Origin of the sequence: Limihaloglobus sulfuriphilus, assembly GCF_001999965.1 — a bacterium.
GTDB classification, from domain to species: Bacteria; Planctomycetota; Phycisphaerae; order Sedimentisphaerales; family Sedimentisphaeraceae; genus Limihaloglobus; species Limihaloglobus sulfuriphilus.
In genome coordinates, this window is sequence record NZ_CP019646.1 from 2,732,169 (window position 1) to 2,749,630 (window position 17,462).

Annotated in this window: 13 protein-coding genes; all 13 read right to left on the bottom strand. The window is 49.5% G+C overall.

Translation table 11 applies throughout. From position 1 onward, the window contains the following. Positions 1–17: 17 nt before the first annotated feature. A complete protein-coding gene (locus SMSP2_RS15230; protein ID WP_146684892.1) occupies positions 18–857 on the bottom strand; it encodes a prepilin-type N-terminal cleavage/methylation domain-containing protein in 840 nt (279 codons plus the stop codon). A gap of 43 nt (positions 858–900) precedes the next feature. After that, the gene (locus tag SMSP2_RS15125; protein WP_146684894.1) at positions 901–1,728 is read right to left on the bottom strand and encodes a type II secretion system protein; all 828 of its coding nucleotides are present in this window, start codon (positions 1,726–1,728) and stop codon (positions 901–903) included. A gap of 134 nt (positions 1,729–1,862) precedes the next feature. Next, positions 1,863–5,183: a LamG domain-containing protein gene (locus tag SMSP2_RS10455; protein WP_146683892.1), complete on the bottom strand. Its 3,321-nt coding sequence runs from the start codon at positions 5,181–5,183 to the stop codon at positions 1,863–1,865. Between the two features lie 164 nt (positions 5,184–5,347). Continuing rightward, the gene (locus SMSP2_RS10460; RefSeq protein WP_186804681.1) at positions 5,348–6,079 is read right to left on the bottom strand and encodes a PEP-CTERM sorting domain-containing protein; all 732 of its coding nucleotides are present in this window, start codon (positions 6,077–6,079) and stop codon (positions 5,348–5,350) included. A gap of 93 nt (positions 6,080–6,172) precedes the next feature. Continuing rightward, positions 6,173–7,210: a LacI family DNA-binding transcriptional regulator gene (locus tag SMSP2_RS10465; RefSeq protein ID WP_146683894.1), complete on the bottom strand. Its 1,038-nt coding sequence runs from the start codon at positions 7,208–7,210 to the stop codon at positions 6,173–6,175. Positions 7,211–7,440: 230 nt separating this feature from the next. After that, positions 7,441–8,547, bottom strand: coding sequence for an SGNH/GDSL hydrolase family protein (locus tag SMSP2_RS10470; protein WP_146683895.1), 1,107 nt, complete (start codon positions 8,545–8,547; stop codon positions 7,441–7,443). Positions 8,548–8,559: 12 nt separating this feature from the next. Then, positions 8,560–9,717 (bottom strand): AGE family epimerase/isomerase, encoded by a 1,158-nt coding sequence (locus tag SMSP2_RS10475; RefSeq protein ID WP_146683896.1) that lies wholly within the window; start codon positions 9,715–9,717, stop codon positions 8,560–8,562. Continuing rightward, positions 9,710–10,654, bottom strand: a complete 945-nt coding sequence (locus SMSP2_RS10480; RefSeq protein ID WP_146683897.1) for a metallophosphoesterase — start codon at positions 10,652–10,654, stop codon at positions 9,710–9,712. Before SMSP2_RS10480 ends, SMSP2_RS10475 begins: the two co-directional genes overlap by 8 nt. Before the next feature lie 9 nt (positions 10,655–10,663). Next, the gene (locus SMSP2_RS10485) at positions 10,664–12,316 is read right to left on the bottom strand and encodes a phosphodiester glycosidase family protein (protein ID WP_146683898.1); all 1,653 of its coding nucleotides are present in this window, start codon (positions 12,314–12,316) and stop codon (positions 10,664–10,666) included. 16 nt (positions 12,317–12,332) lie between these two features. Then, complete coding sequence (locus tag SMSP2_RS10490; RefSeq protein ID WP_146683899.1) at positions 12,333–13,814, bottom strand: DUF5009 domain-containing protein; 1,482 nt, start codon at positions 13,812–13,814, stop codon at positions 12,333–12,335. A gap of 5 nt (positions 13,815–13,819) precedes the next feature. After that, on the bottom strand, positions 13,820–14,776 hold the full coding sequence (locus SMSP2_RS10495) for a DUF4434 domain-containing protein (RefSeq protein ID WP_146683900.1): 957 nt from the start codon (positions 14,774–14,776) through the stop codon (positions 13,820–13,822). 22 nt (positions 14,777–14,798) lie between these two features. After that, positions 14,799–16,619, bottom strand: a complete 1,821-nt coding sequence (locus SMSP2_RS10500) for a hypothetical protein (RefSeq protein WP_146683901.1) — start codon at positions 16,617–16,619, stop codon at positions 14,799–14,801. 51 nt (positions 16,620–16,670) lie between these two features. Then, positions 16,671–17,450 (bottom strand): prepilin-type N-terminal cleavage/methylation domain-containing protein, encoded by a 780-nt coding sequence (locus SMSP2_RS10505; RefSeq protein ID WP_146683902.1) that lies wholly within the window; start codon positions 17,448–17,450, stop codon positions 16,671–16,673. Positions 17,451–17,462 lie beyond the last annotated feature (12 nt).

Below are 17,462 nucleotides of genomic sequence, written 5' to 3' on the forward strand. Positions count from 1 at the left end.
TAAGCCGGATATAATGATCAGTGGTCGTAGAAGTAGTACGTCCAGCGGGGGTTCTGAAACAGTTTGGGTTTTTCACCCAGATCATCCGGCTCCTCGGAGACATGCCCGTCCACCCAGGCGATATTGGCATAGCCGTAATTTTCGCCTGGTTTTTTGCTGTGCCAGCGGGTCATTACGCCGTTGGGAGCGTAGGCGGTTTTTACTGATGATGGAGGTATAAGCGGATTGAAAGTTTCTTTCGAGACAGCGTAAAACTCATGATCCATGAAATAAACGGTCTGATCCGGCTGGCGAATTTTATCTATTTTCGTAGAACCGTGGTCGTACCAGTAAACATAGCCGGGGCCTTCGCCGAAAGCGCCTCTGTCCGCCGGATCGGAGATAAACGTACCCGGGCTGCCCTGGGGCTGGGCGGAGGCTATCCAGCTGTTGATGCCGTAGGTTATAGTCTTTTCTGCCACATCTGGATCAAGAGTTCCCATTCCGATATCATCGCCGGACTGCACGCCGAAGAAGCCGGCACTTTTGGCAGACGGGCAGGCATAAACATTGTTATTTCTCTGGTTTCTAAGAGAATTGGTGTATTTATGCAGAGAAGTATTGTTGGCCCTGCCGTCTTCCCACGCAGGATCCGGCCATGACCATGACATGCCAAGCGCCCAGCCATTGTTATCCACAGACCACAGTGCCGCGGCCATATTGATGCTCCGCAGGTTGCTCTTGCACACAACGCTTTTGGCAGCCTCTCTGACCCTGCTCAGGGCCGGCAGCATTATCGCCATCAAAAGCGCTATAATCGAGATCACAACCAGCAATTCAATAAGAGTAAATCCTCTGGTTTTGTTTTTGAGTTTCATAATAATTTCTAATTCCTTTTAAATCAGCTTTACAGTATTTCTATTAGTGGTCATAAAAGTAATACGTCCAGCGTGGTTTCTGGAACAGTTTGGGTTTCATTCCCAGATCGTCAGGCTCCTCGGAGACATGCCCGTCCACCCATGCGATATTGGCATAGCCGTAGTTCTCGCCGGGTTTTTTGCTGTGCCAGCGTGTCATTACGCCGTTGGGGGCATAATGGCTCTTGACATTCGAGGGCGGAATCAAAGGGTTAAAATTTTGTTTGGCCACGGAGTAGAATTCATGATCCATAAAATAAACGGTCTGATCAGGCTGGCGGATCTTATCTGTCTTCGTTGAACCGTGGTTATACCAGTAAACATAGCCGGGGCCTTCGCCGAAAGCACCTCTCTGAGCCGGATCGGAAATAAATGCGCCCGGGCTGCCCTCGGGCTGGGCCGAAGCTATCCAGCTGTTAATACCGTAGGTAATTGTCTTTTCTGCGACATCCGGGTCGAGAGTACCCATGCCGATATCATTGCCGGACTGAACACCGAAGAAACCGGCGCTCTTGGCAGAGGGGCAGGCATAGACGTTGTTGTTTCTCTGGTTTCTAAGAGAATTGGTATATTTGTGCAGCGAAGTATTGTTGGATCCGTTTTCATACGGAGGATCCGGCCATGACCAGGACATGCCAAGTGCCCAGCCGTTGTTATCTACAGACCACAGCGCCGCGGCCATATTTATGCTGCGAAGATTGCTTTTGCAAACAACACTTTTGGCGGCTTCTCTGACCCTGCTCAGCGCCGGCAGCATTATCGCCATCAAAAGTGCTATAATCGAGATAACAACAAGCAGTTCAATCAGAGTAAAACCTCTTTTGTTTGTCATAGTTTCTAACCTTTTTTGTAAACTTATGATTAAACGGGCTGTAAACGCGAAGAAGCCCGGATTATTTCAGTTTCATATAGGGCTGCCGCACTCATTTATACTGTGCGGCAGCCTTTGGAGTTTTATTTAAAGTTTCAATTTGTGTTTAGAAGCCAGTTTTCTGCGTAGATAATCAAATCCGCAGAATCTACAACACAGTCGCCAGAAAGGTCTGCCTGGGGTGTCTGGCTGCATTCGGGGAAGGCAACTATTGAGATATCATCGATATCTATAGTGCCTGTGCCGCCTGTTTGGGCGGTGTAACAGCCGACAAGCATACCTGTTACAGCGGTGACATCATCAAGGCTGTAATATCCGTTTGCCTGTGCGGTGTAATCGGGATATTCAAGATTTTCGGTAAGGATTGTCAAATCTGCCCAGTCCTGATCGCCGGTAGTTGAGCCGTCAATGAAGAACTCCGCCGCGATATCGGATGTTGTCATTCCACTGTCGAGAATCTTGATATAGAAGAGATCTTCAGTGCTGTTGCCTGTGTGGCGTTTAACTGACATGCGTATCTGGTCAAATTCACTCAGATTTACATTGCCGTAATACGGCGCCGGCAGCTCAAATACGATCTCGCTGTATGTGTTGACCGCGGCACTGTTGTCGTAGCTCCAGCTCAGGGCCTTATCGCCGTTGTTTGCCTGCTGGGCATCGTTTATCAAATCAATTGCACTCACGCCCGGAGCATCATACCAGATGTACCAGAATTCCTCAAGGGCGAGAAGATCCGCATACGATTCAAAATCATCAACTGTTGTCTGGGAGTATTTTCCGATCAGATTGTCAGTTAGCCACTGGGCTGAAAGATTCGGATAGTCCAGAAGGTCAACAGAGCCGTCATTGTTGAAATCACCCGCCATATACAGCGCTTTGATCTGCTCAGCGCTCAAGGCCCCTGTCCAGATGCTGAAATCATCTACCTGGCCGACGAACTCATTTCCGTTGCCGAACGGGTCAACGGGGCAAAGCTGAGCCAGAGCGGTGGCGTTGCCGTTGATATTAGCTTCGGCGGCGGCTATCTCTATACCGTTTTTGTAGAGCCTGATAATATCAGTGTCATAGGTAACGGTTACCATCTGCCATTTGTTAATATCAAGCTGTGCATCGCTGGAGCCAATCGGATAATCCCAGAAATCAAGCTCACCCTCATAAGAGATATAGCGTGTAGTCTGGCCTGCGCCGCCGAATCCGCCGAATCCGCCGATTACGGTCGGGCTTGGCGGCTGCGTGTCTGCCTTTAGCCAGGTGTTTATTGACCAGGCCACTGCTTTGTTGAGAGGCAGGTTGGCGGCAGACGCTTTCGAAACCGCATCACCCGCGGCGAAATCAAACGCATCGCCGACATTGCCCGCTACAGCCGCCGGAGAGCCGGCTATTTCGCCGTCGTTGCCGTTGCCCGAGACGTCGCTTACGTATGTATTGGTTACAGTTGAGCCGGCAATGCCGAACCGCAGCTCAGCCAGGCCGCAGCCGTACATCCACTCACCGCTCCACTGACCGTCGGGGAAACCGTCTCCATCATTGTCTTCTGCCCTGGCGGTTATTACCACCATAGCCGCATTAACTCCTCCAAAGTCCACAACTGTGTTGTGTTCATAACCGGATTCACCGGTTGCGCGGGCAAACTCAAAGTCGCCGAGCGTCTCCCAGGTAGAACCGTCAGCGCTGTAATTGATGGTCACCCATCTCATGCCGCGTGCCGTTCCGCCGCCGTCGCCGCTTGCCTGGTTATAGTTCCAGACCCACATCTCGCCAAGCGGATAAGCCTGGTCAAACTGTATAGCGATCCATGCAGGACCCTCAGGAAGAACCCCCTCAACCGCACTTGAAAGCGGCAACGGGTTGCTGCCATCGTAGTTTATCCAGCAGTCCAGATTGTTATTGTTATGGGTCAGACCCGACATTCCAGAGCCGTTTACTACGTTTTCAGGCGGAGTTTCGCTTACAGCTCCGTCTGTAGATGCCTGAACAAACTCAATCGAAGAATAGGGTATTGCTTCCTGATACTCTTCATTGACAAACTCATCAAAGTTCCAGTGAAGCACCTTTTCCGCCGGCAGTCTCGAAGCCAGTGTCGAAATATCTCCCGCGGATATGGCATAGTTCCAGATGCAGAATTCATCTATAAGTGCCGTTGTGCCGTAACCCTGAACCCACTGGCTCCAGCCAAGTGCCGCCTTGGGAAATCCCGAGGCATCGCCAAGGTCCATAATGTCACCGGTAAGGCTGTAAACCAGAGCACCGTTCTTGTACATGTAAAGCGTCCGTGTGCCGCCGTCATAAACAGCAGTCGCCATCTGCCAGATGCCTGTATCCCAGTTGGCCCCGGAGATGGTTGCCTCGGGATTGTTATGAAACTCCATGCGTACCTGATCATAGCCAACATAGTTTCGCGAATCTCTCAGACCCGCTCCGCCGTTGTTGAGGCTTCCAAAACCTCCAATCTGGGCCCAGTTCGCCGGAAGGCTGTCAAATTTTGCATAGAAGTTCATACTCCATGAATCCTCAGCCGCCAGGGGCAAATCGCTGCAAGCGTCATTGATTACCCAGTTCTGGCCGGGATTGATTTGAATAGCATCGCCTACAAGGCCCTCAGCCGCGACAACGTCACCGTTGATAAGACCGTCATTGCCATGGCCGGATACGTCTGTGAATTTGCCCTCTGACATTTCGCCGCTCCAGTGCAGTACTCTGGAGGGGATTGTGGGAAGCTGCTGAACCATTGCGTCAAGCTCGGCCTGTGTCAAAGCATCATCCCAGATAGTAAACTCGTCTATCTGGCCGACAAAATGGCCGACAGTATCCCAGAAATCCGGAGCTATCCTTATTTCAGGGGCACAGGGAGCCGTTGCAATCTGCTCGTAATAGGCAACTTCCTCGCCGTTTTTATACATCCGGTATGCCTGGCCGTCATATGAAACTGTAAGCATCTGCCATATATCAGCGTTTATCACAGCGGTAGTAGCCATATTGGGTGTTCTGTAAAAGGCAAGTGTCGCATCTTCATGATGTGAGGTTATGTAACGTGTATGAGGAGGATTATAAGTTGGTGTCGCCACTGCTCCCATACCGCCGAACGCCCACCAGTTGGGCACCACGCCGTTGGGTTTTACGTACATATTGATAGTCCAGGTGTCCTCCACCCCTGTGGGCAGGTTGACAGCGTTGAGTTTCTCAATATACTCACCTAACTCAGTCAGCTCAAGGCATTGCCCGATAACTCCCTGGGCATATTCAGGCCCGCTGCCGTCATAGTAGCTGCCGTCATTGCCGTTACCGGAGGTGTCGTTTAAATTGTTTTCAAAGCTCCATTCTACTACTTTCTGCGCACCAAACGAAACTGATGCTGTTATCATAAACGCAATGACAACAAACATCAGGACAAGGACATTTATCCGCTTTGTTTTCATAATACATCTCCACTGTAATTTTAAAACTCTAATATTGCCTGCCCTGTAAAAAAACAAGACGCAAGCCCCAACAAAATATCTTGAGAATACAGGACTCAGAACAGCAACTGCTTACAGCGCGTCCTGAGTCCCGATTCTCATTGTATTCAATTTTTTACTTCAAGCTATGCCAGGCGTTTTCTAACCAGCAGCCCGCCGAGTCCAAGCAGCACCATCGTAGCCGGCTCGGGAACCAGGTTGATATCTACTTCTACTATATCGGTTGCCGCCCAATTGCCGTCAGCCTGCGTGAGACCATTAGCAATTATACGAACGCCACTGGTATTCTCCAGACCTATATCAGTAATAGATATTTTGGACACAGTTCCTGTTGCATTGGAATCCGACGTAAGAAAACCATCAGTTATTGGTGTCCAGGCTGTCTCGCCAATCGCAAGCGATTCAATCATAAACTTATAATTTACTCTAACATCACCAGGGCCATTACCTACAAGGATATCAATCTGGTCCAGTTCCCTGCCGGTATATGCAGGGGAAGAGTCGTACCCAGATTCCCAGATAACAGAGACATAGCCGTCGCCTACACCGTCAACACCAATGGTTGTGTTGCCATTGAAAGCCCACCATTGATCGCCGGCATCTTTTATCGCCTGCAGTGTTGTCAAGCCGCCCCACATGGGTCCATCCGTCGCTATCCAGCCCCCGCCTCCGGGGTTATTCCAGACCATGCTTTCCTCAGTGAGATGAGCCGGATCTGTAGCCTGGTAGGTGTCAAGATTACTACATCCGTGATCTACCTCACTACGATCTGCAAAAGGCACATGCCACTCAGTGAGTGTGCCGTGAAGAACGGCTGCCTGAACAAGGCCGGCTGAAAATGTTAAAACTACAGACATAATAATCAATTTCTTCGTTCCACTAAACATAACTAATTCCTTTCAACAAGGTTAAAACTTTACAGGCTCATCCGAAAGCCTGAAACTAACAACTTAAATTCTCTCACAACGGGCAGCAGTGCCCAGGTCCTGATAATAAAAATCCAAAACACGCGAGGGTATCTCTGCGGCCTTGTCTTCTAACAGTCTATTTAAAAGGTGAACCGCCGAACGGCCCATCTCGTTTTCCGGTTCTATATAGGCACTGACACATAAGCCCTGGTCAGTGGCTGACTCGCTGGCGAAGGTTATTATTGATAAATCCGACGGAATACTCAGCCCCAGCTCCCTTGCCGCGGTCAGCAGCGGAGCGGCGGCATTGGCCCAGTAGAGCAGAAATGCAGTAGGCCGCTGGGGACGGGTTAGAATTGCCTTGAAATATTCTATCTGATCCGACATTCTTTCCTGTATGTTGTGCTTTGGCGTAGCGTTAAACGGCTCAAGGCCGGCACTCTCCATCGCATGTTTATACCCGATATAACGGTCAAGCACACTGTAATGAGCCCCTGCCTGCAGGTCGTTGAAGTAGATATCAATAAAGGCTATTCTGGTATGCTTTAGTTCAATAAGCCTGGAAGTTGCCTCAAAACCGCCCTTGACACAGTCGGCATAAACGGCTTTGGTATCTCTTTTTGTATTGAGCCAAACCGCGGGCATACTGGATTCTTTTACTAAGGAAAGGACATTTTTGGGTATGTGATGGTTGTAGTTGACTATCATACCATCGGCCATAAGGGTTCTAAAAACCTTTGGCAGTTCACTCTCATCGTTATAACCGTCTTCCGGAAGGCGGGTTATGAGCAGATGCATATCTTTTGCCTCAAGCTCCTCGTGCAGTCCGTTAAGAAGATTGCTCGGGGTATAACTGCGGAACTGATGGCCGCTCTGCACAAGCGCTGCACAGCCGAAACGGCCAGTGCGAATCACCTGGGCCGAGCCGTTGGGAACATAACCCAGTTTCTGGGCGATTTCCTTTATCTGCCGCCGCCGGGCGTCGCTTACGCGGGCCTTGGGCTTGTTGTTAAGCACTCGCGAAACAACTGAAACATCGACGCCGGCCTGTGCGGCTATTGACTTCAATGTAGCGGCCATAAAACAAAACCTCTAAACACAATTAACAGTTGACCAAACGTTTGACCAACTTACCGGAGTTTAAATAACCAGAGGAAAAATGTCAACAAAAAAACAAGAAAAAATTCATTGAACAAGCGTTTGTTCCACCTGAACAAACGCTTGTTCAATATATCTCAATGTTATGCGGAGATTTACGAGCGAATAAAAGAAAGGAAAATTTTTAAATTCCGCCCAGCCGTAAGGAAAAACTATTTATCTTTATCCGAGATAATAGAAGCGACAAACGGGGTCAGCTCATCAGCTATAATATGAAAACCGGTATCGGTCATGTGTGTGCCGTCAACCGTTGGATGGTCGCCGCCGGGTTTGATTATTTCACCTGCATCGAAGAGGTAAACTTTTTTATCACCTTGCTTTACGAATTTTTCATACGTCTCGAACAGCGGCTTATGCTGTTGGTCATAAACGGCTTTTCTCTTCGGCTCAAACTCTCCGGCGTAACGTATCTTGGTCATGAGAATTACCGGTATTTCCGGCCTGGTCTGGCGCAGAATCGTTACAAACTTCTCATAACGCTGCTCCATAAACTCAGCGTTCATGTTGGCCACCGAATCAACGATATACACAGAGGCGTCTATTTCCGCAATCAGCCTGGCCATTATTTCCTCGCCGCAGCCGCTGCCGGAAAAGCCCAGATTAACAATATCGGCATTCAGCCGCCTGCCAACGATTGCCGCGAACGAGTTTGAGCCGCGGCTGGCGCATGCCCCCTGCGTGATGGAGGTTCCATATACGACGATGGGTTTTTGTATCTGGTATTCGGTTGGGCCCTCTACGGCGGCATCGCTGTCAACGCCTACCTTCAGGCTTGCAAGCTCCGCATAAACGGGCAGATACAATGTAAACTCCCGCATCTGGCGGCTCTTTGAGGTAAAATACGTGTGCTCGTATTCATTTGAACCATCTTTAGGTCTTGTCGTCATCCAGAACAGGTTATCCTGCGGCGGGCCCAGGTACAGGTCTATTCCGCTGACCGCCGCGGCACCCATGTGCCACATTGCTATGCGTGAGGATTCCTCCATACCGTGGTTGATTTTCAGCTTCAGGCTGGTTGAATCGGTCTTAAAACGCACCCTGGCTCCGCTGGGGCATTTACTCATCCACCAGGCCGTCTTGGTTATATTTTCCTGCTCACGAACCGGCAGCCGGTAAAAGAGGCCGTCGTTTTCGGCAAACCAGGGCAGTCCGTAAACTTTGAGATTTTTATCTTCTCCAACCTTAAGCCATTTAGTTTCTGCATCAGCTGCGTTCAATGTCAACCCCGCTGCAATAATCAGTAATAAATATTTTTTCATTTCAGTAGTCCTTTAAAAACCATTCTCAAGCTGCGTGCACATCAGCAGAGCTCTGGGAACATGGAAAAACCCTTTGTAGGCACTGCCCTTGCATGTATGGGTAAGATTACCCATCCGGTCGCAGTAGCCGAACCAGCCGCCGAACTTATCATCAACGAAATGCTCAAAGCTGTAGTCGTGCACTTTCCTGAGCCAGTCGATCCACTTTTTATCGCCGGTTATTGTGTAGGCAAGATTCAGTGCGTATATAGCCTCGGTATGGGGCCACCACAGCTTCATATTCGATTCGAGCTGTATAGTCGGCCGGCCCTCAAGGTCCATAAAGTAGTATATCCCGCCGTACTCTTTGTCCCAGCCGAAATCAAGCGAGCCTTCGAGTACATCAAACGCCATATCACGCGATTTTTTATCATCCACAAACCGCAGGAGATGCAGCAGGAACCAGGCAACCTCTATGGAATGCCCCGGATTGAAAAACCGCCCTTCCGGCCAGTCGGAGATATCAGAGCCGTCAAGCGGGGCGTTCTCTATCAGCACCCGTTTATCTTCATTATAATGCGCCCAGACATTTTTGATGCTCTCGTTGATCACCTCGAGATATTCATCTTTGGGCTCATGCTGCTGAAGCTCGATCGCCATACTTGCCAGCACCATAACGTCGGCAAGGCTGCTGGTTTTGGGCAATCCGTCAAAAACCGGCCTGTCCAGAAGAGATGCGTCTGTAACCCACTGCTTTATCTTCCAGAACAGATCCCGTGCCATCTGGAAATACCGCTCTTCGCCGGCCGCCCTGCCGTATTCGAGATATGCAAGCATACAGAAAACCGCACCGTAAACTTTCCTCTGGTAGAAATACGGCCTGCCCTCACGGGTCAGCGAGAAGTAATATCTGCCCTTTGGGTCTATTGCGTTTTTTTTTATAAAATCAACGCCGAGCTTTGCAATCTCAAGATACTTATCATTCTTGTCAAACTCGTTGTACAGCCGCGAAAACATCCACACCGACCTGCCCTGAAGCCAGATATATTTCTTTGTATCAAAAAGACTTCCGTCCCAGTCAAGGCAGGTGAATGTGCCGCCGCTTTGGTAATCTGGAGAATGTTTCTCCCAGAATGGAATAACCGAGTTTACAAGATTATCCCTGTATGTTTTTATGTATTCTTTATTCATTGTCCGCAAAATCCGTTATGTTCATTTCTCTGCTATCTACCCTGCCAAAACCGTTTACAACGATTCTGCCCGGATAAAAGTCCATTATCGCGTACGCGTTTGTATCGGGCGTTGACATAAGCCCGTTAAGTGTCAGGTAATGCCTGCCGTTTTGATATACATAGCCCCCATCGTGGTCATGGCCGCAGATATACGCCTTAAAAGACGGGTGCGACTCAAAAACCTGAACAACCTTGTCATTATTCAACGCCGTCAGGCTTTCCTGGCGTGAGACGTAGGGATGATGGCCGAAAATCACAACCGGCTCGCCGGCGTTGTCTGCTTCACTGAGCAAAGCATCAACCCAATCAAGCTGCTCATCACTGACGGTAGCGTTCCAGGGAACCGCCTTTGGCGAGCCCTGCTCTTTGAGATTATCCAGAATCGAGCGGGCAAGCTCATATTTCTCGCTGCCCTCGGGCTGTGAAAATACGCTTATCTCGTTTGTATCAATAACAATAAACCGCCAGCCGCCCCGCTTAAAATCATAATAGTTACTATCCATGGACAACCTGTTAAGCAAGGTATCGTAATCAGCGGTATCACTAAGATCATGGTTGCCAATGACATGATACTTATCACATCGGATTTTTTCCCAGATCGGGAGAACTTTATCATAGCTCTCAAGGTGTATATCTACCAAATCTCCAAGCTGAATGGCGAATTCCAGATCGCGGCGGTTGAAAGTCTCCACGCACTCGGTTAATTTGCCCAGAGACGGCCTGTAATACGAATTATACTTGGGTATATCGTCCCTGTCAGCGTACTGCACGTCGGCAACAACACCAATGGAAAACTCCGGCTCGCCCTGAACAGAGTACGCGGCGGGCTCATCGCCGCAGCCGCTGATTAAAAAAAACATCAAAAGCCCTGAAACTAAAGAATATATTTTCAGCATAGTCAAATCCTATATCGTCTCTAAAAGCCAGTTTTTCGCCAACACGGCAAAATCTTTGACATCAATGATATGTGCTCCGTCCGAATTGTCAATATCATATTCAGACTGGTTAAGCCAGTTTTCTATCAGCAGCTTGAAATCGAGTAAATCGATAACGCAATCCAGATTCAGGTCGGCGGCGTTTCCTCTGCCGGCCTTGTGCTGCTGCTCACACGTCTCAATAAAGTCCAGAGACCCCGTTCCGGAAAGACTAACCGTATCGATATAGAGCTCAACATCCGCGTTTGGCCCAAATATATGAATACTGTCAAGCGAAAATGCCGAGCCTGTTATCTGCCCGTCTCCGTTGACCCAGCCCTGCCATTGGCTCTCATCGTCGAGATTCCACTGGCAGCAGTGCCAGAAACCGTCTGCCGGCAGTGCGATCGGAATCCCGCGTTCCATGCCGCCGTCGTTGTCGATACACAGAGACACACTGACATCCTCTGCCGTTGTCTTTGCCCAGAAACCGGCATAGCCGCCAACCGGTGCGGTAATATTCTGCGATGGGCTTGCGGTAGAGCCCGATACCCACCTGACAAACCAGCCGCCGCCGGGATTCTCAGAAACAGAGGTTAATTCAGGGTCATCTTTTACAAAAAGCCTTGCACTGCCATCAAGCGTCCAGGACTCCCCCGTAACGGCATCCGCGGTTGACTCCGCGGCAACGATACCCTGCGTAGAACCGGAGTAGCCGGGTGAATAGGCGAATGTGCCCTCGTCACCGTTCTCAAAATCGTTAAAAATGAAATATTCAGGGAAGCTGTTATCTGCCTCGGCGAAGACCGCAAGGTTGTTTGCTGTTACCCTCTGCTGCCCTGGAACCCCGCCGTCGATAGACACATTGATATTTTCGTAATACGGCTCGCCGAAATACATGGTGGTTGAACCGCCGCCGTCAAGGTTTATCCCCTGGTACGCTCCAAACCCGAGAAGAACGTCGGCTACCTCGGCAACGGTCATTCCCTCGCTGAAGCCGGCCTGTCTGCCGTCAACGGTCATCAGTATCAGCTTGTTATCCTGTGTTATGCCCGCGGCTGTGCGGGGGTGCAGTTCATAGTGGTGATTCCAGTCGGTAACATGCTTCACCCCGTCCTGAATAATCCACTCACTGCCGGGGACGGCGTTGTAAACCTCTACGCTGAAAGGTGCTGTATAATATCCAATCGGAAAATTCGGCACAGGATATATCATATCCGCCTTGTTGTCCTGTGAGATATTCAGCGACACATACGGCTCGGGCCAGTCCGCGTATGCGGTAAAACCGGAATAAGTCTGCCCCATCGACGCGGCATAGCCCATAACGTCATAACCGCCGGAGGTGCTGTTCCAGAAAAAGAAGCCTCCGTTTATGCCGATCTGAGCACCTTCTTCGAGGACAAAATCCCGAACTGTCTTGCCGGATGTCTCGCCGGCGGCGTCTCCGTTTGAGGGTGTGGCCTTAAAACTTATCGTCGGCTCTGCCAGGTCGATCACAAGGACGTTGATGTTGAGAGGTCTTGGTTCGGTCAAAGTTCTGTGGGTACGGGTAACGCCTTTGTACGGGGTCGAAACCTCGTCAACTGCCAGGGCAAACGTACAGCAAAAAACGAGCATAATTACAATGGTGATTTTTTTTAACATTTTAGCTCTATCCTGACTATGTTCTTAGATATATTTTTTTCTTAGAGAATACGCTTACAAAAACAGCCACCGCCGCGGTCAATACGACTGCCAGCACAAAGCCCGGCAATGGATGGCTGCTGTAGAAATCCAGCAGAGCCGCCCGCAGGCCAAACAGCCCCAGCAGGGGATGCAGAACGTTCGGGGTGGAGATATATGCTATCATCGGATTCTGGCCGTTGTATATCAAAACCTTAAAGTATTTCGTCAGATTATATCTTTGCAGCAGCACCGTAAAAATAATTATACAGTAAATTGCCAGCGCCGTGCAGATAAAATAATAGCTTAATGTGCTTGGATCCTTTTTTATGCCGCCCTGGTACGGCTCCAGCAGAAACCCCAGTACAAGCCAGAACGGGGCCCATCTCGACATGACTTCAATCAGCCTCTCATCACTGTTGAGCGGTTTCCGCACAGTTAAATATACAAGCAGAGACAGCACAGACGCCGCGGCAAAAGTCACAAAGACATAACGGGCTTTGAGCCCCGCCACTGTAACGAATACAATACAGAGCGATAGTACTAAGAGCATGATGTATCTAAACGGGGCCCAGGCAGTATCTTCTTTTTCAGTCTTACTGCTCAGCCAGTCGCTGATATTCTCACCGATTATAGTAGCGGGAATAATTATAAATAGGTATTTCAGAAACCGCCACTGGATTATCCAGCTCAAATCATAAAGAAAACGCAGCTTCTCCGTCAGATACGGTTTGATAAATGTCAGCTCATAATGCGAACCGGCGGTCTTGAGCCAGCTGTTCTCTGCTGAGGCGGAAAGCCCGATTGCCAGCACCAGAGCCATCACGCCAAGCCGCAGCATCGGATGATTGCGGGTGAAGAGCCAGATCAGCCCGCCAAAGAGTACAAGATTGGCGAGAACGTGCAGAATGATATTGCTTCTGTAAACGCTGAAGCCCTTGCCGTCTTTGTAGGTTATAAAATAAAGTATCGAACAGGCAGCGATTATACCGGCGGTTTTTATCCCCGTTCGTGCGCCGGCGGGCATATTCCAGGGCCACCTGCCCCAGATGGCAAACATCAGTCCAAACATCAACATACATACCAGCCATATACCGGCAGTCGGCTCGCCGCTTATCGAAAACGGGTTTATATTTTTAGCGAATATCGCAAAACCAAGCAGCCAGGCAAACCGCCTGAGCGTTGCTATTGAAAGCGAGAAGACGGATTGGCCGCTTTTAAGCCTTCTGCCAAGTGAGAGCGGAATCGCCGCACCCATGGAAAAGATGAAAAACGGAAATACAAGATCCACCCAGGTTATCCCCGGCAGGTTCGGATCAAACTGATGTGAAGGCGGGGGTGTCTGGGCATGGTACATCCACGACGGCAGGCTGCCGAATGGTTCAAGGCCGGAAAGTATCATCAGCAGTATGGCAATCCCCCGAAGCATATCAAGGGAATAGGCCCGCTTTGCCGGCGATGTAACCAAGTCCTTATCCATGGCAGTTAAACCGGATCTGCCTCGCCTTTGGCCAAAGCCTCCTCAGAGATGCCCGACTCAGCCAGCCATTCACAGTACCTTTTATGCAGATTGTGCGCTGCGGGATAGATAGAATTGGGGCTTAAAAAATGTGAAAACTCAAATGTTATCAGTTTGTCAACCTTCGCCCGTTGAGCGGCCTGAATCTTATGCAGCATCGCCGGCCAGGGCAGAGGCATGAACTTGATCGGCATATCCCTGTCGAATGTCTCAACATTTACCCAGCTCGTTATGCCGTACTTCTTTGCCAGCTTGCTGTTAACCGCCAGATAGTCATGCAGCTCGTGAAAATCCACATGGCCGTCCTGGAATGCGACAATATCAACGCAATCAGTGATCTCGGCAAAAATCCTGTCCCACTGTTTTTCATGCTCTGATAGATTTGTCGGGTCTTCGGAGAACTGCTTTTTGCCGTGTATGAACGGCGATATGAGTATCGGCATATCCTTGAGCTCTTTGAGGTGGCGGCCGAGTTCACGGTAAACCTTCATGATCTTGTCGTTGTAGGTATCGATCTCATGACACATATACCAGCCCTTAAAAGCCTTGCGGTGTCCGTACTTGTTGACGGCCTCTTCAGTGAAAGCCTTGTTGATATCCACCTCTTTGCGGTAATTGCCGCTCATCCAGTATTCGCCGCTGTCATACGTGCCGAAGAACAGATCCATCCCATTTTCCTCGGCAAGGCTCAGAAACAAATCAAGCAAATCTACCGGCACGGGCAATATTGAGCCGACAGATTTTTTTATCGCTTCTGAATCGAATGTCGCGGCACGCCTGTAGGCGCTTCTGATTATGATAACAGTATCTATGCCTGTCTCTTTCATAGCGCGAAAATCCCGCGCCCAATCCTGCGGGCCCCAGTTGGCCGAGGGTATGTCGTGAGATATCTCGTCTAAAAAAGTTCCGGTAATTTTTGCCATTATTATAGACCCTTGCCCAATATCAATTGCCTTGAGAAAGTGTTACAAATACAGCATAGCTTCTGGGCTCAAGCTCTGCCGCCATAAACTTTGAATCTGCCAGATTCCTGCCGGTTACTATTTCTACGGTATCCGGTTTGCTGATGGCCTCTTTCCAGCCGATTCTTATATTTTTTTGCCTGGCAGAATGATTGAAAACCGCAACCATGCGTTTCTGTCCGAGTTTATAAGCGAAAACGGCATCTTTGTCAAGGCCAAAGGGTAATATAAGCTCGTCACTGCAATCCTCGCCATCAAGAATATAGTCCTCTATCTCCGCGGCAATTGCTGAAACCTCCGATACGGCGTAATAGCCGGCTCCGTCGAGGACTTGAAGATACCACACGGCAAAACCGCCGCTGCCGTACATAAGCGATTTCATCAGCCGGTAGCTGAACTGCTCGGGTGTGGGCATGTCTTTTTTGAAATCGAGGAAATTCTCTATAAACATCTCTGCCGGTATATGCGGAATGCTTCCAAGCGCCTCGGTCGTAGCCGCGTAGTCTTTGGTGCTTCCGTAATAGCCGCTGGAGCCGTAATAGATGCCGCCTTCTTTTGCGAGAAGGTCCCAGTCGGTAGCGTACATCGCTTTGCTGAAACCGGCGAGGTTCCCAACGTATTTGTGCCCGCTGTAATAGCCGTACTCAATAGTCGGGTCAATCTCGGCGATAGCCTCGCTCATAAGAGATGACATCTGAGCACTTTGCCAACAGCGGAAATCAATCCATTCTTCGAGATAATTATCTCTTATTATTTCAGGTGTAAGTTCTTTTGATGCTTCAATTTCGGCAAACTCTTTAAAAGCATCCATTGTGATCGGCGTATGAACATCGCCGCAGATATAGGACCTGTCGCGTGCCGCGGCCTTTTCTTCGTTATCGTTTGTTACTGCGGCGTATCTGCCGACAACATTTTCTTTGAAATATTCCTTGATTACATCTTTTACCTTTTCACGGTTATCAAGACACCACGTGTGGCAGATGTTGTTCTTAAGCAGAAAATCAGGTTTGGTTATCCGGTTTCCCTCTGCGTCGAGAGGGTACACCTCGGGGTATTTCTCAGCGAGAACGGGCATCATATTATGCCAGAACATTATCCATCCCGGCCGCACGCCCTGATCTTTGAGCAGCTGAGCAAGTGTGTCGTCCTGCTCAAAATGCCGCATGTTCGTCAAAATATTTATACCGCTGCCAAGAACCGCCCTTTTTATAGCGTCTTTGAATTCCGGATTCGCATAGCCGCAATAATCAAACGCCTCTGAACGCAGCCGCCGCGGGCTTTTACCCTTGAGCTCGGGCAAAACAATAAACTCCGCGTCTGCAAGCTCCCAGGTTTTGCCGCTTTCTTCAAGCTGTAAACTGATTTTGACGGGATATTTCCCGGGTTTGGCGTTTCCCGGGTTTATCAGGACCGCCGCCCGGCAGCTTTTCTCGATATCTGCTGAATATTTTAGATTGTCCTCTACCATCTTTGCCGGCACCGAGGGCATTTTTACCTTAGCCGTTACCTGCTGCTCGCTTAGGGTATTTATGCAGATTTCAAAGGGCACCATCAGCGGCCTTGGCTGCATCGCAAACGCCTGCGACTCACCATAACCGGATGAGACCTTGAAACCGGAAGGCATGGTTATTGACAAAACCAGAGACCCGTCTCCGCCAAGCGCCTCTGTAGGCATCTGCGGCCATACCGGCATATCGCAATTCTGTACCAGATATGCCGTTTCTCCGCGGGGCCAGAGTGAAAGATCATAACCAAAAGTTAGACTGCAGCAAAGTAATAGAAGTACTATCGAAGATAATTTCATGGATTCCCTTATCTAAAATTCAACAGCTGAATATATATACATCAATACAGATTAGAACAGGGACATGCCCGGCTCTTCCTTGTAGTAGCTTCCGGCAGGCTCCCAGATGTATTTATTGGCGTAGTCTTCCTCTGTGTTCAGTGACTGGCATTTCTCAACATGCCCGTCAACAAACGAGAAGTTGCTCCCGCTGCCGTGTACAGTCGGAACAGCCTGCATAAAGCGCCAGGCTCTCCAGTCATTGGGCGATTCTGCCGGATCAAAAGCCGAACTGAAATAATTACCCATGTATTGACTCGGCTTGGTGGCATCGGCATACCAGTAATCGAACATATGCGGCACCTGTGCGGCCTGTTCAACCTTTGCTATCTTTGTATATCTCTGGAAACCCAGATGATAATTATAGTGATAGCCTGTTCCGATACCAAAACCATCGCCGCTTCCGTCTTTGGTTGCCTCAACGCTCATTGCCGTCTTCGCGTTTGCAGGGCAGTAATACCCTTCAAATACGCCGCTTTCATCTGCCTCTGCCGCCCAGCGGCTTCCAGAGGGCAGGTAGTTAGTTATGCCGCCGTCTTCGGGGCCTTTCCACCAGGCTTTCCAGGTTCTCCAGGAGTTACCCATTGGAAAGTACCCGTTGTTGTCTTCAGCATAAAAGGTCCATACCGTGCCCAGGGTTTTCAAATTCGTGCCGCAAACAACGGCCTTAGCCTGCTGTCGTGCGCGGCTGAGAGTAGGCATCAAAATCGCCATAAGTAAAGCGATAATTGATATTACAACAAGAAGCTCAATCAGGGTGAACGCCTTAGAATACCTGTTTTTTGTAGTCATTTTTAATCCTCA